This window comes from Veillonella agrestimuris, assembly GCF_943193065.1.
Lineage (GTDB): Bacteria > Bacillota > Negativicutes > Veillonellales > Veillonellaceae > Veillonella > Veillonella agrestimuris.
In genome coordinates this window covers 15,176-39,590 of sequence record NZ_CALPCS010000005.1, presented here as the reverse complement: position 1 = coordinate 39,590, position 24,415 = coordinate 15,176, and the positions used below count along the sequence as shown (strand labels likewise).

The following is a 24,415-nucleotide window of genomic DNA, read 5'->3' as shown; positions in this document are numbered from 1 at the left end:
TTGATATATGATTGCCATATTTATATGATTAGTATATGGGTATGGCTCATTTGTAACGAACATATTTTATATAGTAAAGGATGTCTTTCTCTATATAGTATATCTTGAATTCTCAAAAAAAGAAAAATATCTATTCTTGACTTTCATTCTATAGAACTCGTATAATTAAACCATAATTTAATACTCGCCTATTTAAACCGATGAGGTGGAGATAAAAATAGGATATGCACTCACAGAGAGCGGGACTAGCTGAGAACCCGTAGTACGCAGCTTATTAAATGGACCACCGAGGGCGCAGGGAACGGAATGGCTTTCACAATGAACATTCTTAGTATGGTGCGACGTTACATGAGCGTTAATCGTGAGGGATATGTTAGTATCCTGCAAAGGGGAATGCAGTGCATTCAAACAAGGTGGTACCGCGATTTATAGGTCGCAATGGGAACATGGCGGAATGGTCATTTGATGATGTCATGTTGACCCTATATATAGAACTATAAACTCGTCCTTGACGTTATATTGTCATGGGCGAGTTTTTTTGTTGGCTAAGGCCAGATGGAGGTTCTTATGATTCAACCGAGTATAGACCGTGTAAAATCTATAGCCCAAGGCTATGATATTGTTCCTGTATATATGGAGATTCTATCTGATATACGTACTCCTATCAGTGTGTTAAAGGCACTAAAACAAGTATCGAGTCACACCTATTTGTTAGAAAGTGCGGATAACAGCAACCACTGGGGGCGCTATTCATTCCTTGGATACGATCCGAAATTAGAGATTTTCTGCAAGAATCACGTTATGACTATCAAAGATAGTGTAACCCGTACATTTCCTTGTGATGACCCAGCAGCAGAAATTCGAGCGATCTTAGGGCAATATAAAAGTCCTCGCTTAGAAGAATTACCAACTTTTACTGGTGGTTTTGTAGGGTATTTCGGGTGTGAATATATTCGCTATATTGAACCGACTCTTGATTTTCCTATACCAGATGATGATCCCGCAATGGTAAATGATGTGGACTTAATGTTGTTCGATAAAGTCATTGCCTTTGATCATTATAAAAATAAAATCTACCTAATTGCCAATATTTCTACTGATGATATAGAACGCAATTACTATAAAGCAGAACTAGAACTGAAAGCTCTTGCCGATTTAGTCGTGCATGGACAAGAGGCAGATATTCCTAAAGGCGTACTGAAATCTGAATTTACTGGTGAATTTACAAAAGACGAATTTGAAGACACCGTGCGGACCGTACAGCATTACATCAAAGAAGGGGATATTTTCCAAGCCGTTCTATCTAATCGGAGAGAAGCGCAATTTGAAGGTAGTTTGCTCAATGCTTATCGCGTGCTGCGCACGATTAATCCGTCGCCATATATGTTCTATTTATCGGGTGGTGACGTAGAGCTGACAGGCGCTTCCCCTGAAACGTTGGTGAAGCTGACAGATGGTAAATTATATACATTCCCTATTGCTGGTACTATGCCGCGAGGCAAAACGGAAATGGAAGACCTGGCTATTGAACAAAAGCTCATTAACGATGAAAAAGAATTGGCCGAACATAATATGCTTGTTGATTTGGGGCGTAATGATTTAGGCAAGATCTCTAAATTTGGCAGTGTTAAGGTGGAGGCACTTCATCAGTTACAACGCTTTTCTCACGTTATCCATATTACGAGTACTGTAACAGGAGATATTCAAGACGGCTATGATGCACTAGATGCTATTGGTGCTACATTGCCCGCAGGTACTTTGTCAGGAGCGCCTAAAATTAGAGCCTTAGAAATACTCCATGAGTTAGAAAAAAGCCCTCGTGGCGTCTATGGTGGTGCAGTAGGGTACATTGACTTTGCTGGCAATATGGATGTGTGTATTGGCATTCGCATGGCCATGCATAAAGAAGGTCGCGTTTTTGTACGTTCTGGTGGTGGTATTGTTCGAGATAGCGTACCAGAAAATGAATACAATGAAACGACTTATAAAGCACAGTCTATGATGACGGCTATTACGAAAGCGCAGGAGGTAGAATAATGGTACTCCTTATAGATAATTATGATAGCTTTTCTTTTAATTTGTATCAATTAGTAGGATCTATTAATCCTGACATCAAAGTCATCCGCAGTGATGAATTGACGGTTGATGAGATTAGAGCATTAAAACCGGATTATGTTATTTTGTCTCCTGGTCCTGGTCGCCCAGCAGATGCAGGGGTTTATGAAGACTTGTTACGAGAATGTAAAGGCGAATTTCCTATATTAGGCGTATGCCTTGGGCATCAAGCTATTGGTGAAGTCTTTGGTGGCACTGTGTCATATGCGAAACAAGTTATGCACGGTAAACAAAGCGTAGCTAAACAAGTAACACCGTCCAAGATTCTCGCTCATATTCCCGAAGAATTTCTCGTAGCTCGTTATCACTCCCTAGCTATTGTGGACGATACGATTCCAGAAGACCTTATCGTTACGTCTGTAACCGATGACGGAGAAGTAATGAGTGTGGAACATAAGGACTATCCTATTTATGGAGTACAGTTCCATCCGGAATCCATTATGACTCCTGAGGGAGAACAAATGATTCGCAATTTCTTATCTCTGTAATGATCATTGTAAGTTAAATATGGAGATAGATAGTACTTACGTAGAGATCGATAGAATTAATAATTTTTCCAAATATAGGGCTTCCTATAAATAGGATTCATTACGATATACTGTGAAGAGAGAGGTGCTTGTATGATTGAAGAAGCATTATATAGAATTACGCATCATCAAGATTTGTCTTATGACTTAGCTAAATCGACGATGAATCAAATTATGTCTGGTGAAGTTGATGCGGTTCCTATGGCTGGATTTTTATGTGCCTTAGCCACAAAAGGGCCTACAGTAGAGGAGATTACAGCCTTTGCTACGGTAATGCGTGAGAAAGCAGGTTCTGTACCGCATGATAAGCCTGTTGTTGAAATCGTTGGTACTGGTGGCGATGAAGCCAATACATTCAATATTTCTACTACCTCTGGCTTTGTCGTAGCTGCAGCTGGTGTACCTGTAGCGAAGCATGGCAATCGTAGCGTATCTAGCAAATGTGGTGCCGCTGATTTAATGGAAGCATTAGGTGCGAAATTGGAATTAGACGGGGCACAAAATCACAACGTGCTCAATAATGCAAACATGTGCTTTATGTTTGCGCCTGTATATCATCAAGCGATGAAATATGCTGCCCCTGTGCGCAAAGCGTTAGGGATCCGTACTGTATTTAATATTTTGGGACCTTTAGCTAATCCTGCTGGTGCTACTGTGGAATTGATGGGCGTCTACGATAAAGCATTGGTAGAACCGTTGGCTCGCGTATTATCTAATTTAGGTGTGAAACGAGGTGCGGTTGTTCACGGATTTGATGGTCTCGATGAAATTACAGCCACCAATAAAACGTATGTCTGTGAAATTAATAACGGTCAATTTACATCCTATGAGTTTGATCCGAAAGACTACGGTTTTGATTACGCCAGAAAAGAAGAATTAGAAGGCGGAGATGCTGTGCTCAATGCAGAGATTACGCGCCGTGTATTAAATGGCGAAGAAGGCGGTAAACGGACGGCAATCCTCCTCAATGCAGGGATGGCTATTTACTTAGCGAAAGACGGTATTTCTATTCAAGAAGGCATTGCTATAGCTAAAGATATGATTGACTCTGGTAAAGCCTTGGAAGTATTGGAACGTTTTGTGCGTACTACGCAAAACGTATAAGTATGGCCAGGTTTATATAGCGGGGATATTCTCTATATAGGCTTTTATATACGAATATAGGAATTGTAATGATGATATTAGATAAAATTATTGAATCTACCAAACAACGTGTAGAAGCGGAGAAAAAAGAACAGTCCTTAGCGGATGTACAAGCGTTGGCACTAGCTATGGATGTAGATACAACTTTTCCTTTTGAGGAGGCTTTGAGACAACAAGATTTTAATTTTATTTGTGAAGTTAAAAAAGCATCGCCTTCCAAAGGGATTATTGCAGAAGATTTTCCTTATTTACACATCGCTAAAGAGTATGAAACCGCAGGTGCAGCGGCTATTTCAGTGTTAACTGAACCAGAGTTTTTCAAAGGGCACAAACGCTATTTAGAGGAAATCGCTCAAACCGTGAAGATTCCTGTGTTGCGGAAGGACTTCATTATCGATGAGTACCAAATCTATCAAGCCAAGGTATGGGGCGCATCGGCGATTCTATTGATTTGTGCTTGCCTCGATGTGCCTACGTTGACAAGATTTCGCGAATTAGCAGATTCCCTTGGTTTATCTTCTTTAGTAGAGGCTCACGATGAAGAGGAAGTACAAATGGCCATTGATTGTGGCGCTCGCATTATTGGCGTCAATAATCGGAATTTGAAGGATTTTACCGTCGACATTCAGAACAGTATTCGCCTTCGAAAATTGGTCGATGATGATGTTATTTTCGTTTCTGAAAGCGGTCTTGAAACGCCGGAACATATCCAACTGTTGAGGGACAACAACATTGGCGTGGCCCTCATGGGTGAAAGCTTCATGCGGGCGCCTAATAAAGTGGAAAAATTGGCGTATCTCTACGGACCGATCCACTACAAGCCAGCTGTTAAAATGTGTGGCATTTCCCAAGTGGAAACAATCCCTGCCATCGTAGCAAATGAGCCAGACTACATGGGGCTTGTCTTTGCGCCCAGCAAACGACAAGTATCGGTAGAACAAGCATGTGTTTTGGTGCAGGCTTTGCGAGTAGAAGAAGAGAAGGCAGGAACGAATCGTCCGATTCAAGTTGTTGGCGTCTTCGTTAATGAACGGTTAGAAGATATCCTTTCTATTGTAGATGAAGTAGGGCTAGATGTGGTACAACTTCATGGTGATGAGCAGGAAGCGTTCATTCAAGATTTGAAAGAACAAACCGATGTAGAGGTGTGGAAAGCCGTTCAAGTGCGCACCGCAGACGATGCAGCGGCTTGGATCGATAGCGCTGCAGATATGTTGTTATTTGATGCATACCACAAAGATGAACGCGGTGGTACAGGAGAGATCTTCGATTGGTCTAGCTTGGATAACTTTGATCGGCCCTTCATATTGGCTGGCGGTATAGATCGTACTAATGTAGCACGTGCCATTCGGGCAGTGCGGCCTTTTGGTGTGGACATTAGTAGTGGTATAGAAACAGATGGTAAGAAAGACCCTGAGAAGATGCAGGCTTTCACAGAATTAACAGACGTAGTGAGGAGAGGTTGACTATGAGTGAACAACGACACGGCTATTTTGGTGAGTTTGGTGGCCAATTTATGCCAGAAACATTGATGAATGCTGTCATCGAATTAGAGGAAGCCTATAATCGATATAAAGATGATCCTGAATTTATTCGTGAATTGGAAGATTTACATCACACATATACAGGCCGTCCATCGTTGTTGTATTTTGCAGAGCGTATGACAAACGATTTAGGAGGCGCGAAGATCTATTTAAAACGAGAAGACTTGAACCACACTGGGTCTCATAAATTGAACAATGTACTAGGTCAAATGTTGTTAGCTAAGCGCATGGGCAAAACTCGGGTCATTGCTGAAACAGGGGCTGGTCAACATGGTGTGGCCACCGCAACAGTGGCGGCTTTGATGGGCATGGATTGCGAAGTATTCATGGGTGCCGAGGACTGCGAACGACAAGCACTCAATGTATATCGCATGCAATTGCTCGGCGCTACTGTACACGCTGTAACGAGCGGCACAAGCACGTTGAAAGACGCCGTATCGGAAGCCATGCGTGAATGGACAAATCGTATGGATGACACCCATTATGTACTAGGATCCGTTATGGGGGCCCATCCGTTCCCTATGATTGTGCGCGATTTCCAATCCATCATTAGCCGTGAAGCGCGGGAACAAATCCTCGTTGCAGAAGGTAAATTGCCAGCAGCCGTATTAGCTTGTGTAGGGGGCGGTTCTAATGCGATGGGCATGTTTTATCATTTTATTCCTGATGAAGAGGTACAACTCATCGGTTGTGAAGCAGCCGGTCGTGGCATTGATACGGAAGAACATGCTGCTACCATAGCAAAAGGGTCAGTAGGTATTTTTCATGGTATGAAATCTTATTTCTGCCAAAATGAAGATGGTCAAATTGCGCCAGTTTACTCCATTTCTGCAGGTCTCGATTATCCTGGTATCGGCCCAGAACATGCGTATTTGCACGATAGTGGTCGCGCCCAATACGTACCGATTACCGATGATGAAGCAGTGGATGCTTTCGAATACTTATCTCGTTTAGAAGGCATCATTCCAGCCATTGAAAGTGCGCATGCCATTGCGCATGCACGAAAAATCGCCCCTACTATGAGTAAGGACGACAGCATTATCATTTGTTTATCTGGCCGTGGCGACAAAGACGTGGCGGCTATGGCGAAATACAGAGGGGTGGATATTCATGAGTAAGATACAAGATGCTTTCAGCAATGGAAAAGCTTTTATTCCCTTCATCACCGCTGGCGATCAAGGCATTGCCACAACAGAACGATACATTCGAACCATGGTGAAAGCCGGCGCTGATATGATTGAAATCGGCATTCCTTTCTCCGACCCTACAGCAGAAGGTCCTGTCATTCAAGAGGCTAGTAATCGTGCATTGGACACGGGCGTAACCATAGATGATATATTCGATATGGTGCAACGGTTACGCACAAGGGGAGGTCATGCTAGTAATGAGGGGGCTTTTGTTAGTGAAGAACCAGTGACCATTCCGTTAGTGTTCATGACGTACTTGAATCCTATCTTTGTGTACGGTCGAGACAAATTCTTTGCCCGTTGTGAAGAAGTTAATATCTCCGGTGTTATTGTGCCAGACATGCCCTTTGAAGAAAAAGGAGAACTACAATCCTATGCTAATAAACATGGGGTTGAGGTAGTATCTCTTATAGCGCCTACTTCTGAGCACCGCATCGAAATGATTGCGAAAGAAGCGGAAGGTTTTATATATTGCGTGTCTTCTCTTGGTGTAACGGGTGTGCGTAGTGAAATTAAAACAGATATTAAATCCATTGTGGAAACGATCCGCAAATATACAGATATCCCTGTAGCCGTAGGCTTTGGCATTTCTACGCCAGACCAAGCACGAGCCATGGCTAATCTATCAGATGGAGCCATTGTAGGATCCGCTATCGTGAAACTCGTTGCAGAACATGGGGAACAAGCAGATAAGGCGTTATTTGAGTACGTAAAGACTATGAAAGCTGCTGTAGCAGAAGCGTAGCTAGACACTGCTACAATGTATATTTTCAATATATGGTAGTAATGGTGTAGTATTATATAAAAAGCCCAGTACAGTAAATGAGATGTCTACTGTACTGGGCTTTTTTATGTTTTGTGTATAGTGTGTTGTGAATGTTACTGTATGAAACAGTTAACATGGGTAGGTAAAATGTGTGTAAAGAAGATACATTGCGTTTAGTGGCTAGGGTCGGCACCCATATGTGCACGAGAACGCTCTGCTCTATTTTTGGAATCATATCTATCCCAAAAGTACTTTTTACGATTTTTTTCGCGTTCTTTTCTCTCTTCTTCGCGTTTTTTACGATCTTCTTCGTAGCGTTTTTCTCGCTCTTTACGTTCTTTTTCAATACGCTTTTGATAATCGCTATCTGATTTTTTGTGATAGCGTGAAGAGCTGCTATAGGATGGACCTATAGTTGCTGCCGCAGCTGGAGCTATAACGCTAGAGGCAATAAATGCACCAAAACAGAGCATGATAATGCTTTTGCTTGTTTTTGATTTCATTTGTGTAACTCCTATATTTAATAAAATGTAAATTGCAATATTAAATTTTATAAAATCATAATAAAAGAGTAATATGAGTATAAAATGAAAAGATGCAACTCGAATATTTGATTATTTAAGTTGCATCTTTTCTTTTTGTTGTGTGTTTATATGGAAATGTGTGTGAAGTTTGTATTATTAGATTGATTTTATGTGTATGTAAGGAATCTTTATACTGGGGATTCAGTTTGATTGTTATTTTTTATCTTTTTTGTCTTTTTTATTAGAATGTTTTGTACTGTTTTTTTGTTTTTTATTTTCTAATTTGAGCTTATTTTCTTTTTTCTCTTTTTTCTCTTTTTTTTCTTTGTACTCTTTGTGCTCTTTTTTATCTGCTTTTTTAAAATCTGTTTTGTGTGTATCTTTCTGAGGTGCTACTGCATCATTTTTATGCTCTGTCATAATAGCTGGAGTTGGTTGGATGTGCTGTACTTCGGCCGCATTAGCAGATGTAATACCAGTAGCTGCTACAAGAGTGAATGCAGATAATACTAAGGTTTTTTTTAACGTATTCATAATGATCTCCTTTTGGTTTACTAATATATATTTGTAAAACTATTTATATTAACAAGGTACATATTAATATTTAGTACCTTGGATATGAGTATAATGTAATGCAATATAGTGAAGATAAGATGAGGAAGAATAAAATTATTAAATCTGTTAGACAGGAAAGAATTGTTGTTGAGGATCTTATTTGGTTTACAAACGATAGATATTTGACGATAGAAGCAGAAGCAGGTATACTATAAGTAAGTTATACGAGCGGTATAACGAATAAGGGTTATAAAATATTATCCAGATTCACCTTTAAAGAGGTAAAAAAATAGGACGGGGGCAACCGTCCTATTTTCTTTTCTATTTCTTGTTAATATAGTGCACAATAAGAGCGGTTATTATGCTAACTAACAAAGGGGCTAGAAAAGGAAGCCAAATAAGGGTGACAAACCCACTATCCATATTTCACCTCCTTTCTCAAGAGGTAACTTTATTATATCATGTATATTCATCAATACTGTACTTTTATAAATAATTTTGAATGTATTTGACAGTAATCTGCAAGGACTCTATAATATTATCTAGTATATAAATATTATTGCGTTGAAAAAGACGGCGTATTTCAGGAGAGTTTAGCAGAGACCAAACTCATAGGCTGCAAGGTTTGGAAACTTGGAAATAGGCGGATCACTTTGGAGCAAGCAGGAAACTGCCGGTGAACACCGTTATATGTAAAAGTGGCTTTCACAGTGGAGGGCATAGGACTAGGATTTGTTGTGTAAATTCTGGGTGTGCTTTCATAGTCAGATGTGAAGGTCAGTAGGGTGGTACCACGGATATAACGTCCGTCCCTTCGGGGACGGGCGATTTTTTTGTATAAAGGAGAACATCATGGATTACGGTAAAACATTACACTTGCCTGAAACGGAATTCCCTATGCGCGGCAATTTGCCGAAGCGGGAACCAGAAATTTTACAATTCTGGGAAGACAATGATATTTACAATAAGCGATTAGCACTTCGCAAAGATGCAAAGCCATTTATTTTGCATGATGGCCCTCCATATGCAAATGGTAAACTACACATCGGTCATGCCCTCAATAAAACATTGAAGGACATTATCATGAAATATAAAACCATGACTGGTCACTATACACGTTACATTCCTGGTTGGGATACGCATGGTTTGCCAATCGAGCACGCAGTTATTAAAAATACTGGGTTAAATCGTCATGAAATGGCGCCTCTCGATTTGCGCAATCAATGTAAAGAATACGCCTTGGCTTGCGTAGAAGATCAGAAGAAAGACTTCATCCGTTTTGGTGTGCTCGGTGAATGGGACCGTCCGTATTTGACATTGCGCCCTGAATTTGAAGTGAAACAATTAGGCATTTTTGGTGAAATGGCCAAACGCGGTCATATCTACAAAGGCCTTAAAACGGTATACTGGTGTACACATTGTGAAACAGCATTAGCGGAAGCAGAAATCGAATATGCAGAGAAAAAATCCTTCTCCATTTATGTTAAATTCCCTTATGTATCTGAACCGAATGTGACATTGCCAGCAGGTGTATCCCCGGAACAGGCATATGCTGTTATTTGGACTACAACACCTTGGACAATGCCTGCTAACGTAGCTATTTCCGTAAATCCTGAATTGGAATACGGTTGGGTGCGCGTAGGCGATGAATATTACTTGATGGCTACAGAACTTGTTGAAGCGGCGATGAAAGATATCGGCATCGAAGAATACGAAATTGTAAATCGCTTCTCTGGTGCTGGGCTAGAATTAGCTGAGTTTAAACATCCTTTCGTAGAACGTACATCTACTGTTCTCTGTGGGGATCACGTAACATTAGATGCTGGTACAGGCTGTGTACATACAGCACCGGCACATGGTGAAGACGACTTTAACATCGTAATGCGTTATAACAAAGAGGGCAAAACTGATCTGCCAATTATTTCTTTGGTAAACGAAACCGGGAACTATACGAAACAAGTAGATGATAATCGTTATGGTGATACAGAATTCCCGTTGGCTGGTGTAGAAATTCATGATGCGGAAGTGCCAGTTATTAAAATTTTGGCGCACAACAATGCATTGCTTCACAAATCTAGCCTTCGTCACCAATATGCGCATTGCTGGCGTTGTAAAAACCCTGTTATTTACCGCGCTACTGAGCAGTGGTTCTCCTCTGTAGACGGTTACCGCCAAGAGGCTCTCGATGCAATTGATAACCAAGTGCAATGGATTCCTAAATGGGGGCATGATCGCATTTTCAACATGGTGCGCGATCGTGGTGATTGGGTAATTTCCCGTCAACGTATTTGGGGTGTGCCAATTCCTATTTACTATTGTGAAAGCTGTGGCGAGCACATCATCAATGACGATACAATTAAGGCATTACAAGAAAAAGTAGCCGTAGAAGGCTCTGACGCGTGGTGGGCTCACTCTGCGAAAGAATTGTTACCAGAAGGTTTCACATGTCCTCATTGTGGTCATGGGGAGTTCAAAAAAGAAACAGATATTATGGACGTATGGTTCGATTCTGGTTCTTCTTGGGCTGGCGTATTAGAAGTGAACGATCTTGATGTGCCTTGTGCGATGTACCTTGAAGGGTCTGACCAACATCGCGGTTGGTTTAACTCTTCCTTATTAACAGCCGTTGCTACAACAGGTAAAGCACCTTACAATTCCGTGTTGACACACGGTTTCGTAGTAGATGGGGAAGGTCGCAAAATGTCTAAATCTGTGGGCAATACAGTGGCACCTAGTGATATTATCGACGTATACGGTGCTGACGTAATGCGTTTGTGGGTATCTTCTGCAGATTACCAAGCAGACGTACGCTTATCTAAAGACATTGTGAAACAATTGTCCGAAGTATATCGTAAAATCCGTAATACATTGCGTTTCTTGCTCGGTAATTTAGATGACTTCAACCCAAATACGGATAAAGTGGCTTATAGTGAATTATCTGAATTTGATAAATGGGCTTTATTGCGTCTTGAAGAAGTGCGCGCTAAAGTAACAGAAGCGTATGAAAACTACGAGTTCCATATGTTATACCATGCTATTCATAATTTCTGTACTGTAGATCTTAGCTCCATCTATTTAGATGTTATGAAAGATACTATGTATGCTGAAAGCAAAGATGCGGTTATCCGTAAATCTGCTCAAACAGCAATGTACGAAATCTTGAAAACATTAGTTGCTATGGTAGCACCAGTGTTGTCTTTCACAGCGGAAGAAGTATGGAAATACATGCCTAAAGAAGAGGGGATGCCAGAATCTGTTATGCTCGTTGATTGGCCAACCGGTCATGGAGAGCAATATAATCAAGATATGGCAGATAAATGGAATCAATTATTGGCATTGCGGAGTGCTATTCAAAAAGCATTGGAAACAGCGCGTCAAGACAAAATCATCGGTCATCCATTAGATGCATCCGTTACCGTATATGCATCTGGTGCTGCATTAGCTGCGCTTCAAGGTTTTGGTGAAGAAAGCTTAGCTAAATTGCTCATTGTGTCTGAAGCGCACATCGAAGATGGCGCAGTGCCAGCAAATGCTGTTGTGGACGAAGAAACAGGCGTAGCTACTGTAGTGGCAGCGTCTGAATTAGAAAAATGCGAGCGCTGTTGGATTCACCGCGATACAGTGGGACAAGATAGCGAATATCCTACATTATGTCACCGTTGTGCAGACGTAGTGAAAACGTTATAAGTACATTTTTTAGGAAGAAAACTAATAACATATTACAGTTTATAGCGATAGAGTTACATGTAGATAGCTCTATCGCTATTTTTACTAAATGAAAGAGAATGAATTAATTGTATTGCAAATGTTAAGCAAAAGCGTTACAATTGTATTAAAAGGAGGTGGGATTATGGCTAAAACAGCTAATATTAGTTTGCGTATTGATCCAGAAATTAAAAAAAGTGTAGAAGAATTATATGCTAGCTTTGGCATATCTGTTACAGATGCAATTAATATTTTTCTCCATACTTCCCTAATGGAAGGTGGATTTCCATTCCAACCCAAACAGCCGCGTTATAATAAAGAAACTGAAGCTGCTATCCAAGAGACTAGAAATATAATATCTGGAAAAAGTAAGACAAAATCATATGCCACAATAAAGGAGCTCGTTGACGAGTTAGGATTGGAGTAATTGTCATGTTACGATTAGAGGTTACTAGTAGATTTAAAAAGGACCTAAAGCGCTTGCACAAACGTAAAAAAGACCTTACTAAGCTATACTCAATCATAACGAAATTACAAGAACAAAAGCCTTTAGAACCTTCATTGAAAGATCATCCTTTAACAGGGAATTATAAAGGACTACGGGAACTACATATTGAACCTGATTGGTTACTGATTTATGCTATTTATACGGATCGTTTAGTATTAACTGTAACTCGAACAGGAAGTCATTCTGATTTATTCTAAAATAAAGAGACTGTAATAGAATTCGGTAAAACCGTTTTCTATTACAGTCTCTTTTTATTATTTATATTATTTAATTATTTACATTAATCAATCCATCAGTATAACCACTACTCATAGATTCAAACATTGTACTCGATATAGAACCTGTTTGTTCCATTGCGCCTTTGCTGATGAGACTGCTTTTTATAGCTGGTTTTAATTGACTGATTTTGGCAGATTCAATGTTAGCAGTTAAATCTAAATCATCGTATAAGAAATTGACATTGCTAAGAACGATACTTGTGCTTTTATGAGGAATTGTATCTTGAACCATATGGGCATGTGTGAAAGTAAGGGCTCCACTGATTAAGCTAAGTGTTACTGCCGCAATAGTAATTTTAATATGTTTCATTTTTGTATTATAATTCATTGTGATACATCCTTTCAGTATTTGCTTTTATATAGTCGTTGTATATAAGGGGGGAGAGGGAGGTTAAGCGTTGTATTGAATATGGGGTGTATCTTAACCTCTGACTACATAATAGCAACTGAATATTGCGATATGGTATCACATTTTTTACAATACTACATCATATATATTACGAAATTATTACAACGTGCCACCTTCGTTATTCGCTTCTCCGCTAGACCACACTTTTGTGGCATAAATAGAGTTGAATAGAAGGGCTGCTTGGAGAGCTACTTGAGATAAGTTAGCTCCTAAAGAGCCTACGGTGGTGTCACCTGTTAGGGTTTGAACGGATAGAGCTGACCAATATACGATGTTGGCGATGTTTACAAAGATCCAAAGGGACCAGTTTTCATTGTATTTAAAGATATAGAGAATTTGAGCAATGAAACTAATGACGAAGTTAATGGAATCAAAATACGGTAATTGACCGCCTAACTGAGCCAATATGAACCAACCAATGGCCCAAGCGAGAATAGCTATAGCACAAACTTTTTTTCGTGTTCCAGGAGCAAAGGATTTTGTTTCTTGTGTTTTACCCCATAAATACCAGCCGATAGGTTGAGAAATGACATACACAATGCCCATGGCAAAGGCACCGTAAGCTTGACTAATCCAGGCTACATAAGTCATGGCTAGACATTGAATAACGCCAAAAAGGAAGGAAATTTTTCGCCCTTTCATTCCATATACGAGGCATAGTACGCCGCAAATGCCAGAGATCATACCGATGGCACTGTCTGGAACAGCTATGAATACGCCGATTTGAACGAGTAATAAACAGAGTACGTAAAAGATTTCAAAAGGTTTCCAGTTTTTAAATAGTTGGTTATACAACCAATTCGTAGAAGTTGTTGCCATTAGTTATTCTCCAAACTTTCATCACATAAAATATTGAGGGCCGTCAAAATGGATTGTTCTTCGCCACGCCGTAAAGCGTCATCGCTGTGGGCTAAATTATTAATCCCTTCCATGACATCGCCTTGGTAGAGGACGACATTGTTTAAAATAGATAATGTGTGTAGTCCTCGTAAACGTCCGATGACCATAAGAATGCCTGATTCCATATCGTCCGCTAAGATACCTTTGTTAGCCCAAAAGGATTCAACGTCTTGATTGTTATCGCAATAAAAGCCATCGTGAGAACGAACGATACCATAGTGGGCGTTAGGGGCGTGACGATGAGCTAAGTTCAACAAGGCCGATGATGGTACAGCGGGATAGATTTCCGGTACATAGCGACGAGACAATCCGTCGTCGCGAACGACACCTTCAGCAATTATAGTTTCGCCTAAACCGATAGTAGACTTCATAGCACCACAAGAACCGACGCGAATGATGTATTGAATACCGATATTATGCAATTCTTCGATACCAATACCTGCAGAGGGTGCACCGATACCAGTAGACATAGCTAAGATGCGCTGTCCTTTATAGGTTCCTACCACCGATTTGTATTCCCGATTGTAAGTCACTGGCGTCGCATTGTCTAAATGGGCTGCAATCGCATCTACTCGTTTCGGATCGCCTACGATAATCGCCTTCGTTGTGCCAATACTGGACGTTAATTGAATGTGAGGTTGAGGGGCTTCCTGAGCCTCATGATAGTTATCTCTTGTTTCCATATAAGGACTCCTCAGTATAAAACTACATTTTATAATAAGTATATAAAATATGCTATATTATTGTAAATGCTTAGGCACGGTTATTCGTTTCCATTCCGATACATCAGGTACATCTAAGGTTTGTGTTGTTTTTTGCAGCCAATAGTTTAAGGATACTTGACTGTTAAAGTAGGTTTCAAACAAATATGATTTTCCAGGAATATTTATGATATCACCGTCGTCAGTAGGAACTTCTAAGGATCCTTCTTTCAATAAAAGTTGGACGCGAAATGGATTCTGTTGATTCCCCTGGTAAATGAAATAGGAGGGCCTATAAAATCGTGAGTACGGATATTGACTTGTTGATATCGTTTGCTTTTGATTCCCTCTAAAGAGGCTTGAATCATAGCGGTTGCATCGTCGTAGTTTTCCAATAGGAATTGCTCATCGTCTATATCTAGTACATAGTGCCATGCGGATGTTTCTTGTGCTTTTACAATTGCCCATCCTTCTAAGGTGTTAGGGAGGCATTCTTCGTAATATAATGTGTGGAGTATCTCGTAGGTTTCATCTTTTGTGCAGATGGTTTCGTAACGAAGCTCTTGTCCTTCATCGTAATGATAACCGCTTATTGTTAATTGGTATGTATGGTTTGGCATGGCTTTCACAGTGAGATTATATATGTTGCGGAGATAGTCCGTTACAGACAGGTATCTACTGTACCAGCTGAGACGTATCGTTTTGTGTTTTTCTAGGGCATTCTCTATGGTAGACCAATTATAGATTGTGGTATCCCACAGTTGAGAATGTTCTTCCACCGCTAGTCTAATGGCATTGTGCGGATACGTTGTGTGCTTCAATCGAACTGTAGTTGTCGATTCCGTAATGCCTTTTTTGTAGGTCCAGTGGCCGTTGATTTGTTCGAAAGCTTGCAATCGTTCGGCACCTTCATCATCAAGAGGAACGGTGTGGCGTGGATGGTCGGCGAGGCTTGCTAGATATTTTTTATAACGCAATATATACTGGTGAGATTCTTCGTAGTATTGGACGGCTTTATCTAAATCAGGCTCATCTGTAACATAACCTTTTTCATACGCATAGCCCATAGCAACGCGAGTTAAAGCGCTAGTAATGTCATAAAAGAGTATTCGATTTTCTTTTTCTTGAATGACCCGTTCCTCTTCTAATAGACGGAGTAATGATTGAACAGCATAGCGAATATTGGGAGCTACACCAGCTCCGTGGAGACGTGTATAACTAATATAAGGTAAGGCAAAGAAGTAGCGGTCTTTGATGGCTGCGGTGTGAACTAAATCGGCAATGCGCCCCCAATCGAGAGGGAGGGGGCCCATATGGAAGATATAGGCAAAGGCTGCTTGTAGTGCAGCGTAACCAGCATCGTGAAAATTCCTAGATGCCGCTTCTGTATAGAGCTCCACTGCCCGCAATGGGTCAAAAGGGATGGTCTGTTGAAATGTTTCGTCATCGTAAAAATGGAAATAGTAATCTGCTAACTCGCTAATGCATTCCGTTTGGCCTTTCTCAGCTCCTTGTTGAAACCAAGTGAAAGCCTCTGTAAATTGGCCACGTTCGTGTGCATCAAGGCCCGCATAGAGCATCATCGTCGGGTTTCCGAGATGGGCTGCTACTTTAGCAGTAGCTCTCGCCATGTCGAGATTGTCAGCGTCGATATAGATATTTCGGAGATTGCCTTGGAATAGGGCCAGCCCATTGTCAAGGGCCTTTGTAAACCAATAGGTAGCCTCTGTAGTACCACGTTCCTCTAGTTCTTTGGGGTTTACGGTTCCTTGTAAGGCGCGGAGGGCATTAGGTAATGTTTGACTGCGTATAGCTTTGTTAATGCGCTTCCAAATATTGGGTACCGCTGGATTGATTCGAGCTTTGGCAGTACTAATGCGGTGGTAATCTTCCCAGAAATAGACATTGCCAATAATATATTGGCAGTATGCATCGCCTTCGTTAGCATGATGGAGGACGATGGTGAAAGCGTCATCAAAAGAGAGTGTCATATCTCGTTCTACTGTAGGCGTAATGGATCCAGCAATACGCAAAGCCTGCAGTGTTCCGATAGGGCTGGCATAGCGAATGCTGTTGTGTAAATACTGGTAAGTACGGATATTATCTTCTGGGAAGCCTAGCTCTTCAGGTGTGAATTGAGGCCCTCCATATACGCGAGCTAACAAGGCGTAGGCATCGCCCAGCTCCCGTTGTGTAGGACTATCCTCTTGTATTGCGTCAGTAGTAGAAACGGAGGCCATAGCAGGAATAGAATGATTCGTAGCGGATAGTGTGTTAACAATAGATTCTAATTTGCGTAAACCTTCTTGGGCTATTGTTTTGTCGTAAGATGTAAAAATCATATGGAATGCTTCTTGCAAACGTTCCGTAAAATACATAATAATTCCTTTCTATGGGAGTGTATTGGTTCATATATAAGAGGCATTGCTTTTCTTAGAATGGGATATGAATATAGTCATGAGTACATGTTGTAGGCATAAGAAAACCGACCACTCTTTCACATATACTACTGATTTGATTCAGAGTGATTGTTTCTGTGAAGAGGGTCGGTTTGTGTAGGAGTTACTTATTATTTATTTGGTAAGTAATCACCGAACCATTTTTGATAAATAGCATCGTAAGTGCCATCTTCTTTCAGCTCTTTTAATGCTTTGTTAACAGCTGCTTGTAATTCTTTGTTGCCTTTTTTTACACCTAATACTGTACCAGGGGATTGTGTAGGTTCACCAACGAGTTTGAGATCTTGGTCAGCACCTTGTTTTAAATAATACATAGCTACAGCATTATCAATGATAGCGCCATCAATAGTGCCTGCTTTTAATTCCATGAAAATATTAGCATTGCTATCGATTTGTTTTACCGTAGTACCAGGGATTGCTTGTGCCATTTCTACAGGAATTGTACCGATTTGGGCACCTACCGTTTTATTGGCTAAGTCATCCATATTGTTAATGGTTGTGTTATCTTTGCGAACAACAGTGATGAAGCCGCCTTCTTTAAAGTAAATATCAGAGAAATCTAATGCTTTTTCGCGCTCTGGAGTAGCGTTAATGCCTGCTGCAATCATGTCGATATCGCCAGATTGAACCGCTGGAATCAAAGCATCAAAGCCCATAGATTTAAATTCCATTTTTAAACCTATTTTTTTAGCGATTGCTTCTGATAAATCCACATCAAACCCTACATATTTATCGCCTTCTGTAAATTCAAATGGTGGAAATGTCGTTTCGGAACCTACGCGTAACACACCTTCTTGTTGCGTCATTTTTTGTGCATCGTTGCCACAACCTGCTAAAATTCCCATCGCTGCTACTGCTACAAGTGCGAGGGCTGTCAATTTTTTGAATTTAAACATTGTACATCCTCCGATCATAAACACATCGTACATATTCATGTATATATTGTACGGAATTTTGAAAGGATAGGCAATAACATTGTATCATTAATACGCGATAACATTGTATAATTAGGAGTAAGATAAAATAATAACTATATTAGTTTCTTGCATCATTTGTAGGGACATAACGTAATGAATGCACCTATGCAAGATATATTCAATACAGGAGTATTTATGAAATCTTTATTTTTAAAAGCTTGTGAAAGCTTTGGTAACGAAGCATTTGCTATTAATTATAGTTTGGCTAGGAATCCGGAAATTTCTGGTCGTGAATTTGAATCGGTAAAGACCATTGGAAAGGTTTTAGAGAATCATAATATCACTGTGGAATATGAATTTTGTGGTTTGCCTACTGCTTTTAAGGCCTCTATCGTGAAAGTCAATAACCCTGTAGGCCGTCTCGTTATCCTTTGCGAGTACGATGCGTTGCCAGAGGTAGGTCATGCTTGTGGACATTCTGCAAGTGGGGCTATGAGTGTACTAGCAGCGTTAGCTTTCAAACAAATGGAACAAGAGGGCGTTCAATTTACTATGGATATCGATATTGTTGGCACTCCTGATGAAGAGGCTACCGGATGTAAGGTGGATATGGTCAATGCTGGCGTGTTCAAAGAGTATGATTTGGCTATGATGGTTCACCTCGATGGGGAAGAAACACGACCGAATTCTCAATTTTTAGCCCTCGACTGTTTGCGTGCTCAGTTTCATGGCAAACCCGCTCATGGTGCAGGAGAGCCGTGGAATGGTGTGAATGCTGTAAATGGTGTACAAATCGCTATTCATGCGATGGATATGTTGCGCCAACATGTATTGCCTGAAACGCGTATTGGCACGTGGATCACCAACGGTGGTAGTGCATCCAATGTGATACCTGCTTTCGGTGAATTAGAAGTAACAGTGCGGCATACAGAGCGAAATTATTTAAATACGGTAACGGAAAAGATAAAGCATATCTTTGATGGAGCTGCCCTCTGCACAGGGACGACGGTGAATTACGATTTTTATGGTAATTCCTACGATAGCATGAACCAAAACGATGAAGCAACCCGCTTGGTGGAATCCGTGATGACCGATCTATCGATTCCTTTTGAACCAGGTCCAGCCGATATTGGGGGCAGTTCCGATATCGGTAATGTGAGCTGGCAATGTGCGGCACTACATCCTAAATTGCGCTTAGCAGGGAAACCGAAAGTATGCCATGCCCAAGAATTTGCTGACGCTATGTTAGACCCGACTATAGAGAAAACAATTATGGATGGAGCGGCACTTATTGGGCTTACTTTTATTAACGTAATGGAGCAACCTGCATTGCTAGAGGATATTGTAAAGGAATTTAAGGAGTCTTTATAAGGCATAGCATATTTTATGTGATGTATATGCTTGTAAGAATAAAGGAAGTTTATAGATGATGTGCCCCCTATTGATAGGAAGGAGGCGCCCATGAGCGGCATTGAATTTTATATTACTCACACTTGCATCAAATGTGGCGCCTGCGCTATCGATTGTCCTGTTTCCTGTATCATAGAAGGGGACACTCAATTTGTTATTGGTGAAGATTGCATTCGCTGTGGTGATTGTTATTCCATCTGTCCTGTAGGGGCCGTGAAAATGCGTGTTCATCAAGACATAAAGGGATGAGCTATGCTATAATAATCTATAGTCGTTAAAGTACGTTTACATATGTGCAAGAGGTGATAGACATGAAATATGTAACGCTCAATACAGGCACAACGATGCCGATTATGGGCTTTGGCGTATTCCAAGTAACTGATTTGGCGGAGTGCAAACGAGTTGTACTGGATGCTATCGATGCAGGGTATCGCTTGTTTGATACGGCTGCAGTATACGGAAACGAAACGGCTGTTGGCGAAGCTATTGCAGAGGCTATCGCCGCTGGTAAAGTAACGCGAGAAGAGTTGTTCATTACATCTAAATTATGGGTGCAAGATATGAACGAATCTGATGCGGTAGCAGGCGTTGAGCGATCCTTGAAGAACTTAGGCCTTGAATATTTAGATTTGTATTTATTACATCAGGCGTTAGGCGATTATTTCGGAGCTTGGCGGACGTTAGAGAAATACTATGAAACAGGTCATTTGAAAGCCATCGGAGTTAGCAATTTCTACCCTAATATGTTGACGAATTTCTGCGAAACTGTGAAAGTCATCCCTGCAGTAAACCAAATCGAATTGCATCCTTTTTTTACCCAAGATGATGCATTAGAAACAATGAAATATTATGGTGTTATTCCAGAAGCGTGGGCTCCGTTAGGCGGCGGTCGATATAATCCGTTAGATAATGAATTGCTCCAAGGGATTGCTGAAAAATACGGTAAGACTGTAGGTCAAGTCGTACTCCGTTGGAATCTGCAGCGCGACGTAGTTGTCATTCCCAAAACGACGCGCAAAGAACGGATGGTAGAAAACTTTGACGTGTGGGATTTTGAACTTTCACAAGAAGATATGGATACTATTTCCTCCCTTGATATGGGGTATGGTGGTACGCGGACGAAACATTTTGATCCAGAATATGTACGCATGATACATAATGTTAAAGTTCATGAATAAGCATCCTCTATTTTATTAGGTATAGCAGAGCGTATGCTTTCAGAATAGATGTAAATAAAAAGTATAATTTCTTGATAATGGAGGAAAGAATGGAAAACAAGGAATTTGTTATTGTTGTCGATTTTGGTGGTCAATATAATCAATTGATCGCTCGTCGCGTTCGTGAAAACCACGTATACTGCGAAGTGTATCCATACAACAAAGCATTGGAGAAAATTAAGGAATTAAAACCACAAGGTATTATTTTCACTGGTGGTCCTAATAGCGTATACGAAGAAAATTCTCCAAAAATTGAGAAAGAAATTTTTGACCTTGATATTCCAGTTCTCGGTATGTGTTATGGTATGCAGTTTATGGCTCACACATTAGGTGGGGAAGTAAAATCTGCAGATAATCGAGAATTCGGTAAAACTCCGACTAAGGTTGATACAACATCTCCATTGTTTAAAGATCTTGAAGATGAGCAAATCGTTTGGATGTCTCATGTTGACTATGTAGCTCAAGTGCCTGAAGGCTTTGAAGTAGTAGCGCATACAAAAGACTGTCCAGTAGCAGCGATGCAAAATAAAGAGCGCAAATTATACGCTATGCAATACCATGCAGAGGTACTTCATACAGAACATGGTAAGGAAATGCTTCATAACTTCTTGTATGAAGTGTGTGGCTTTACAGGTACGTGGACAATGGCTAACTATGCGAAAACAGCTATCGAAGATATTCGCAATACCGTTGGTGATGGTAAAGTCTTGTTGGCTTTATCTGGCGGTGTAGATAGTTCCGTAGCAGCAGCGTTGATTTCTAAAGCGGTAGGCGATCAATTAACATGTATCTTCGTTGATCACGGGTTGATGCGTAAAAACGAAGGTGACGAAGTAGAAGCGGCTTTCAAAGATTCCGGTATGCATTTTATCCGCGTTGATGCGGAAGACCGTTTCTTAGGGAAATTGGCTGGCCTTGAAGATCCAGAAGCAAAACGCAAAGCCATTGGTGAAGAATTTATTCGCGTCTTTGAAGACGAAGGCCGTAAAATTGGATCTGTTGATTTCTTAGCACAAGGTACGATTTACCCTGACGTAATTGAATCTGGTGATGGTGAAGCAGAAGTCATCAAATCTCACCATAACGTTGGCGGTTTGCCTGCAGTAGTAGATTTTAAAGGCCTTATCGAGCCACTTCGGAATTTGTTCAAAGACGAAGTACGTGAATTGGGCGCGGAACTCGGTTTAGCAGATTATCTCGTATGGCGTCAACCATTCCCAGGTCCTGGCCTTGCTATCCGTGTAATGGGCGAAATTACGAAAGATAAACTAGATATCTTGCGCGATGCAGATGCTATTTTCCGTGAAGAAATTGCTAAAGCTGGTCTCGATCGCGATATTAACCAATACTTCGCTGTATTGACATCTACACGTACTGTAGGCGTAATGGGTGACTTCCGTACGTACGATTACACATTGGCGTTGCGCGGCGTTACTACAACAGATTTTATGACCGCTGACTGGGCGCGCATTCCATACGACGTGTTAGATACAATTTCTCGTCGCATCGTAAACGAAGTACAACATATTAACCGTATTGTGTACGATATTACATCTAAACCGCCGGCTACGATTGAGTGGGAGTAAAATTATAATTCTAGTGAGTTCTGAAAGCGTTAGTTATAGCGCTTTCAGAACTTATTTTATAGGCAAGAAAGGTAAGACACATATAGCATGATTCGCATTATCGACGGTAAACCTTACTTAGATCAAGTCAAAGAGTTAATTCTAGAATACACAAATTGGCTCGGCCGTGATTTATCATTTCAAAATTTAGATAAAGAATTAGCAGATATTGCCGAGAAATACACAGCGCCTAATGGAGAGTTGTTAGTGGCTATTAACGAAGAGGATGTAGTGTTAGGCATGGTGGCTTACTACCAACATAGTGAAAACCGTTGCGAAATGAAGCGGCTCTATGTACGTCCTGAAGGTAGAGGTCATGCGTTGGGTGATAAACTAATTATTAAAATCATGGAACATGCTAAAGCTTCTGGCTATACAGAAATGGTGTTAGATACTATTGAACCATTACGAGCGGCTATTCACTTGTACAAAAAACACGGCTTTGAAGAAATCGATCCGTACTATCATAATCCTATGGATGATGTCATCTATATGGGGCGGTTGTTATAGTTTGTATATTTAGTATAAAATTATATGTTTTGCGTTGTAGCGGTCATATTATTGTGGAATCCTATGTAATATATGTTTGCGTCAGTTTATTAGCGCTTCGAAAATAAAGATATCCGCTATACATGGGTAAAATCATACAATTATAATATGTTGATAGGCCTATAGTTCAAAGAAAATAGCCAGCTAGTGCAGTTTTGTACTAGCTGGCTATTTTTTTAAGAAGGTAAGTTTTCTTTTTTATAAGTGTTTAGAGAGTTTATAAGTTTGTAAATGTTAAGTATCTTTTGGAGTACAAAGTTTCGATATAGCACTTATTAAGGAATAAGTGTTTGGAAATGACTTGGTCCGATGAGGGCGATAACGCCTAGTGCCATCATGACCTTCATTTGGATGCGTTTCCTACGTCTCATGATGAACCTCCTATAATTAAAAAGTATGTTTCATTATGTAGTGTCAGTTAAGTTATAAGTGTGTTTATGGAAATGAACGATAGGTATTTGGTATGTTCGTTCATTTCTTGAATTAAGTATAACATAGTTGAGAAAGAATATCAATAATAAAATGAAAATTATTTTCAATTTATTGCTTTCAATTTAAAAAGATTGTTTATAATTAGTTGGTATTAAGTGTTTTGAGATAGGTATATATATTCTTTTATATTATCGCAGATACTATTTGTTATAATACAAAATAATACAAAGAAAAAGATTGCTATTTTAGGAGGTAATTATGAATCACCGTTTTATAGTTGATACATATGAAGTACAGATTACAATGAGTGATAGTAATACTCAACACGTAGTTTTTGAATTAGCATTTCAAAATCATAGTGATCAAGTGTTACAGGCTTATCATGAATTAGAAGGTAAGCCCTTTCATTATGTGACGATTACTGGTTTTGATTGGGAGAATGATTTGTCGCCTTGGCCGGAATCTGCATTGTTGCGTAATGACGATGTTTTTGCCGGTAAAGCTGCCGATTTTTTTAAGAATCTTAGTCGAAAAAATTGTACCGCAAGCCCTTCGGGAAATAGGCATAGCCGAAGGTAAGTGCCACTTAGTAGGTTATTCATTAGCAGGATTAGGAGCTCTTTATATGGCCTATCATAGCAATGTATTCTCTAGTATTGCATCGGTGTCAGGGGCTTTGTGGTATCCGAAGTTCGTAGATTATGTGAGAGGTCATTCGCTCCCCGCTACAGTAGAACGAGTATACCTTTCCTTAGGAGATAAAGAACAGAAAACAAGAAATCCTTATATGAGCCGAGTTCAAGAGGCGACAGAATTGATTTACAATCATCTTACACAATCTGGTGTGAAAGCGATTTTTGAACTTAATCCTGGGAATCATTTTAAAGATGAAGTTTTCCGTATTGCGAACTGTGTTCATTGGATATTGAATGAGTAAGTGTGCA

24 protein-coding genes are annotated in these 24,415 nt (G+C 40.3%); 16 read left to right on the top strand and 8 right to left on the bottom strand.

Going from position 1 to position 24,415, the window contains the following annotated elements; translation table 11 throughout:
• Positions 1–567: 567 nt before the first annotated feature.
• From NFR29_RS03480 to trpA, 6 genes are all read left to right on the top strand, one after another.
• On the top strand, positions 568–2,037 hold the full coding sequence (locus NFR29_RS03480; protein WP_251423304.1) for an anthranilate synthase component I family protein: 1,470 nt from the start codon (positions 568–570) through the stop codon (positions 2,035–2,037).
• Positions 2,037–2,603: an anthranilate synthase component II gene (locus tag NFR29_RS03475; RefSeq protein WP_251423301.1), complete on the top strand. Its 567-nt coding sequence runs from the start codon at positions 2,037–2,039 to the stop codon at positions 2,601–2,603. The genes NFR29_RS03480 and NFR29_RS03475 overlap by 1 nt, the downstream gene beginning before the upstream one ends.
• A gap of 132 nt (positions 2,604–2,735) precedes the next feature.
• On the top strand, positions 2,736–3,746 hold the full coding sequence (gene trpD, locus NFR29_RS03470; RefSeq protein ID WP_251423298.1) for an anthranilate phosphoribosyltransferase: 1,011 nt from the start codon (positions 2,736–2,738) through the stop codon (positions 3,744–3,746).
• A 71-nt stretch (positions 3,747–3,817) separates the two neighbouring features.
• Positions 3,818–5,251: a bifunctional indole-3-glycerol-phosphate synthase TrpC/phosphoribosylanthranilate isomerase TrpF gene (trpCF, locus tag NFR29_RS03465; protein WP_251423522.1), complete on the top strand. Its 1,434-nt coding sequence runs from the start codon at positions 3,818–3,820 to the stop codon at positions 5,249–5,251.
• Between the two features lie 2 nt (positions 5,252–5,253).
• The gene (gene trpB, locus NFR29_RS03460; protein WP_251423295.1) at positions 5,254–6,447 is read left to right on the top strand and encodes a tryptophan synthase subunit beta; all 1,194 of its coding nucleotides are present in this window, start codon (positions 5,254–5,256) and stop codon (positions 6,445–6,447) included.
• A complete protein-coding gene (gene trpA / locus NFR29_RS03455; protein WP_251423292.1) occupies positions 6,440–7,261 on the top strand; it encodes a tryptophan synthase subunit alpha in 822 nt (273 codons plus the stop codon). Before trpB ends, trpA begins: the two co-directional genes overlap by 8 nt.
• Before the next feature lie 194 nt (positions 7,262–7,455).
• Here the strand turns inward: trpA and NFR29_RS03450 are convergent, their stop codons facing one another.
• Together NFR29_RS03450 and NFR29_RS03445 are read right to left on the bottom strand one after the other, a co-directional pair.
• Positions 7,456–7,785: a hypothetical protein gene (locus tag NFR29_RS03450; protein ID WP_251423289.1), complete on the bottom strand. Its 330-nt coding sequence runs from the start codon at positions 7,783–7,785 to the stop codon at positions 7,456–7,458.
• A gap of 234 nt (positions 7,786–8,019) precedes the next feature.
• Positions 8,020–8,340 (bottom strand): hypothetical protein, encoded by a 321-nt coding sequence (locus NFR29_RS03445; protein WP_251423286.1) that lies wholly within the window; start codon positions 8,338–8,340, stop codon positions 8,020–8,022.
• An 873-nt stretch (positions 8,341–9,213) separates the two neighbouring features.
• Here NFR29_RS03445 and ileS point away from each other — a divergent pair.
• The 3 genes from ileS to NFR29_RS03430 all read left to right on the top strand — a co-directional run bounded on the left by ileS (position 9,214) and on the right by NFR29_RS03430 (position 12,771).
• Positions 9,214–12,048: an isoleucine--tRNA ligase gene (gene ileS, locus NFR29_RS03440; RefSeq protein WP_251423283.1), complete on the top strand. Its 2,835-nt coding sequence runs from the start codon at positions 9,214–9,216 to the stop codon at positions 12,046–12,048.
• A 163-nt stretch (positions 12,049–12,211) separates the two neighbouring features.
• Complete coding sequence (locus NFR29_RS03435) at positions 12,212–12,493, top strand: type II toxin-antitoxin system RelB/DinJ family antitoxin (protein ID WP_251423280.1); 282 nt, start codon at positions 12,212–12,214, stop codon at positions 12,491–12,493.
• Between the two features lie 5 nt (positions 12,494–12,498).
• The gene (locus NFR29_RS03430) at positions 12,499–12,771 is read left to right on the top strand and encodes a type II toxin-antitoxin system RelE/ParE family toxin (RefSeq protein ID WP_251423277.1); all 273 of its coding nucleotides are present in this window, start codon (positions 12,499–12,501) and stop codon (positions 12,769–12,771) included.
• Between the two features lie 70 nt (positions 12,772–12,841).
• Here the strand turns inward: NFR29_RS03430 and NFR29_RS03425 are convergent, their stop codons facing one another.
• The 6 genes from NFR29_RS03425 to NFR29_RS03400 all read right to left on the bottom strand — a co-directional run bounded on the left by NFR29_RS03425 (position 12,842) and on the right by NFR29_RS03400 (position 18,217).
• Positions 12,842–13,180 (bottom strand): hypothetical protein, encoded by a 339-nt coding sequence (locus NFR29_RS03425; protein ID WP_251423274.1) that lies wholly within the window; start codon positions 13,178–13,180, stop codon positions 12,842–12,844.
• A 180-nt stretch (positions 13,181–13,360) separates the two neighbouring features.
• Positions 13,361–14,080: a nicotinamide riboside transporter PnuC gene (gene pnuC / locus NFR29_RS03420; RefSeq protein ID WP_251423272.1), complete on the bottom strand. Its 720-nt coding sequence runs from the start codon at positions 14,078–14,080 to the stop codon at positions 13,361–13,363.
• Positions 14,080–14,844: a nucleoside phosphorylase gene (locus tag NFR29_RS03415; RefSeq protein ID WP_251423269.1), complete on the bottom strand. Its 765-nt coding sequence runs from the start codon at positions 14,842–14,844 to the stop codon at positions 14,080–14,082. Before NFR29_RS03415 ends, pnuC begins: the two co-directional genes overlap by 1 nt.
• A gap of 57 nt (positions 14,845–14,901) precedes the next feature.
• The gene (locus tag NFR29_RS03410) at positions 14,902–15,096 is read right to left on the bottom strand and encodes a hypothetical protein (protein WP_251423266.1); all 195 of its coding nucleotides are present in this window, start codon (positions 15,094–15,096) and stop codon (positions 14,902–14,904) included.
• Positions 15,093–17,240 (bottom strand): tetratricopeptide repeat protein, encoded by a 2,148-nt coding sequence (locus NFR29_RS03405; RefSeq protein WP_251423263.1) that lies wholly within the window; start codon positions 17,238–17,240, stop codon positions 15,093–15,095. Before NFR29_RS03405 ends, NFR29_RS03410 begins: the two co-directional genes overlap by 4 nt.
• 191 nt (positions 17,241–17,431) lie before the next feature.
• The gene (locus NFR29_RS03400) at positions 17,432–18,217 is read right to left on the bottom strand and encodes a basic amino acid ABC transporter substrate-binding protein (RefSeq protein ID WP_251423260.1); all 786 of its coding nucleotides are present in this window, start codon (positions 18,215–18,217) and stop codon (positions 17,432–17,434) included.
• A gap of 216 nt (positions 18,218–18,433) precedes the next feature.
• On the opposite strand from NFR29_RS03400, the gene NFR29_RS03395 reads away from it, so the two are divergent.
• The 7 genes from NFR29_RS03395 (at position 18,434) to NFR29_RS03365 (ending at position 24,408) form a co-directional block, all read left to right on the top strand.
• Positions 18,434–19,609, top strand: a complete 1,176-nt coding sequence (locus NFR29_RS03395; protein ID WP_251423256.1) for an amidohydrolase — start codon at positions 18,434–18,436, stop codon at positions 19,607–19,609.
• A 90-nt stretch (positions 19,610–19,699) separates the two neighbouring features.
• Positions 19,700–19,897 carry a 4Fe-4S binding protein gene (locus NFR29_RS03390; RefSeq protein ID WP_251423253.1) on the top strand — a complete coding sequence of 66 codons (198 nt, stop codon included), beginning with the start codon at positions 19,700–19,702 and terminating at the stop codon, positions 19,895–19,897.
• A 62-nt stretch (positions 19,898–19,959) separates the two neighbouring features.
• Positions 19,960–20,826, top strand: coding sequence for an aldo/keto reductase (locus tag NFR29_RS03385; protein ID WP_251423250.1), 867 nt, complete (start codon positions 19,960–19,962; stop codon positions 20,824–20,826).
• Between the two features lie 89 nt (positions 20,827–20,915).
• Positions 20,916–22,451, top strand: coding sequence for a glutamine-hydrolyzing GMP synthase (gene guaA / locus NFR29_RS03380; protein ID WP_251423247.1), 1,536 nt, complete (start codon positions 20,916–20,918; stop codon positions 22,449–22,451).
• A gap of 87 nt (positions 22,452–22,538) precedes the next feature.
• A complete protein-coding gene (locus NFR29_RS03375) occupies positions 22,539–23,000 on the top strand; it encodes a GNAT family N-acetyltransferase (RefSeq protein ID WP_251423245.1) in 462 nt (153 codons plus the stop codon).
• A 729-nt stretch (positions 23,001–23,729) separates the two neighbouring features.
• Positions 23,730–24,050, top strand: coding sequence for a hypothetical protein (locus tag NFR29_RS03370; protein ID WP_251423242.1), 321 nt, complete (start codon positions 23,730–23,732; stop codon positions 24,048–24,050).
• On the top strand, positions 23,950–24,408 hold the full coding sequence (locus NFR29_RS03365; RefSeq protein WP_338146898.1) for an alpha/beta hydrolase-fold protein: 459 nt from the start codon (positions 23,950–23,952) through the stop codon (positions 24,406–24,408). The genes NFR29_RS03370 and NFR29_RS03365 overlap by 101 nt, the downstream gene beginning before the upstream one ends.
• The last annotated feature ends 7 nt before the right edge of the window (positions 24,409–24,415 follow it).

What these genes read in the sequence shown, in the direction of transcription:
- NFR29_RS03400 (WP_251423260.1), bottom strand. Translation starts at nt 18,217, where the DNA reads ATGTTTAAATTCAAAAAATTGACAGCCCTCGCACTTGTAGCAGTAGCA.
- trpB (WP_251423295.1), top strand. Translation starts at nt 5,254, where the DNA reads ATGAGTGAACAACGACACGGCTATTTTGGTGAGTTTGGTGGCCAATTT.
- ileS (WP_251423283.1), top strand. Translation starts at nt 9,214, where the DNA reads ATGGATTACGGTAAAACATTACACTTGCCTGAAACGGAATTCCCTATG.
- NFR29_RS03405 (WP_251423263.1), bottom strand. Translation starts at nt 17,240, where the DNA reads ATGTATTTTACGGAACGTTTGCAAGAAGCATTCCATATGATTTTTACA.
- trpD (WP_251423298.1), top strand. Translation starts at nt 2,736, where the DNA reads ATGATTGAAGAAGCATTATATAGAATTACGCATCATCAAGATTTGTCT.
- NFR29_RS03430 (WP_251423277.1), top strand. Translation starts at nt 12,499, where the DNA reads ATGTTACGATTAGAGGTTACTAGTAGATTTAAAAAGGACCTAAAGCGC.
- NFR29_RS03370 (WP_251423242.1), top strand. Translation starts at nt 23,730, where the DNA reads ATGAATCACCGTTTTATAGTTGATACATATGAAGTACAGATTACAATG.
- pnuC (WP_251423272.1), bottom strand. Translation starts at nt 14,080, where the DNA reads ATGGCAACAACTTCTACGAATTGGTTGTATAACCAACTATTTAAAAAC.
- NFR29_RS03450 (WP_251423289.1), bottom strand. Translation starts at nt 7,785, where the DNA reads ATGAAATCAAAAACAAGCAAAAGCATTATCATGCTCTGTTTTGGTGCA.
- NFR29_RS03475 (WP_251423301.1), top strand. Translation starts at nt 2,037, where the DNA reads ATGGTACTCCTTATAGATAATTATGATAGCTTTTCTTTTAATTTGTAT.
- NFR29_RS03375 (WP_251423245.1), top strand. Translation starts at nt 22,539, where the DNA reads ATGATTCGCATTATCGACGGTAAACCTTACTTAGATCAAGTCAAAGAG.
- NFR29_RS03365 (WP_338146898.1), top strand. Translation starts at nt 23,950, where the DNA reads ATGACGATGTTTTTGCCGGTAAAGCTGCCGATTTTTTTAAGAATCTTA.
- guaA (WP_251423247.1), top strand. Translation starts at nt 20,916, where the DNA reads ATGGAAAACAAGGAATTTGTTATTGTTGTCGATTTTGGTGGTCAATAT.
- NFR29_RS03435 (WP_251423280.1), top strand. Translation starts at nt 12,212, where the DNA reads ATGGCTAAAACAGCTAATATTAGTTTGCGTATTGATCCAGAAATTAAA.
- trpA (WP_251423292.1), top strand. Translation starts at nt 6,440, where the DNA reads ATGAGTAAGATACAAGATGCTTTCAGCAATGGAAAAGCTTTTATTCCC.
- trpCF (WP_251423522.1), top strand. Translation starts at nt 3,818, where the DNA reads ATGATATTAGATAAAATTATTGAATCTACCAAACAACGTGTAGAAGCG.
- NFR29_RS03445 (WP_251423286.1), bottom strand. Translation starts at nt 8,340, where the DNA reads ATGAATACGTTAAAAAAAACCTTAGTATTATCTGCATTCACTCTTGTA.
- NFR29_RS03385 (WP_251423250.1), top strand. Translation starts at nt 19,960, where the DNA reads ATGAAATATGTAACGCTCAATACAGGCACAACGATGCCGATTATGGGC.
- NFR29_RS03415 (WP_251423269.1), bottom strand. Translation starts at nt 14,844, where the DNA reads ATGGAAACAAGAGATAACTATCATGAGGCTCAGGAAGCCCCTCAACCT.
- NFR29_RS03395 (WP_251423256.1), top strand. Translation starts at nt 18,434, where the DNA reads ATGAAATCTTTATTTTTAAAAGCTTGTGAAAGCTTTGGTAACGAAGCA.
- NFR29_RS03480 (WP_251423304.1), top strand. Translation starts at nt 568, where the DNA reads ATGATTCAACCGAGTATAGACCGTGTAAAATCTATAGCCCAAGGCTAT.
- NFR29_RS03390 (WP_251423253.1), top strand. Translation starts at nt 19,700, where the DNA reads ATGAGCGGCATTGAATTTTATATTACTCACACTTGCATCAAATGTGGC.
- NFR29_RS03425 (WP_251423274.1), bottom strand. Translation starts at nt 13,180, where the DNA reads ATGAATTATAATACAAAAATGAAACATATTAAAATTACTATTGCGGCA.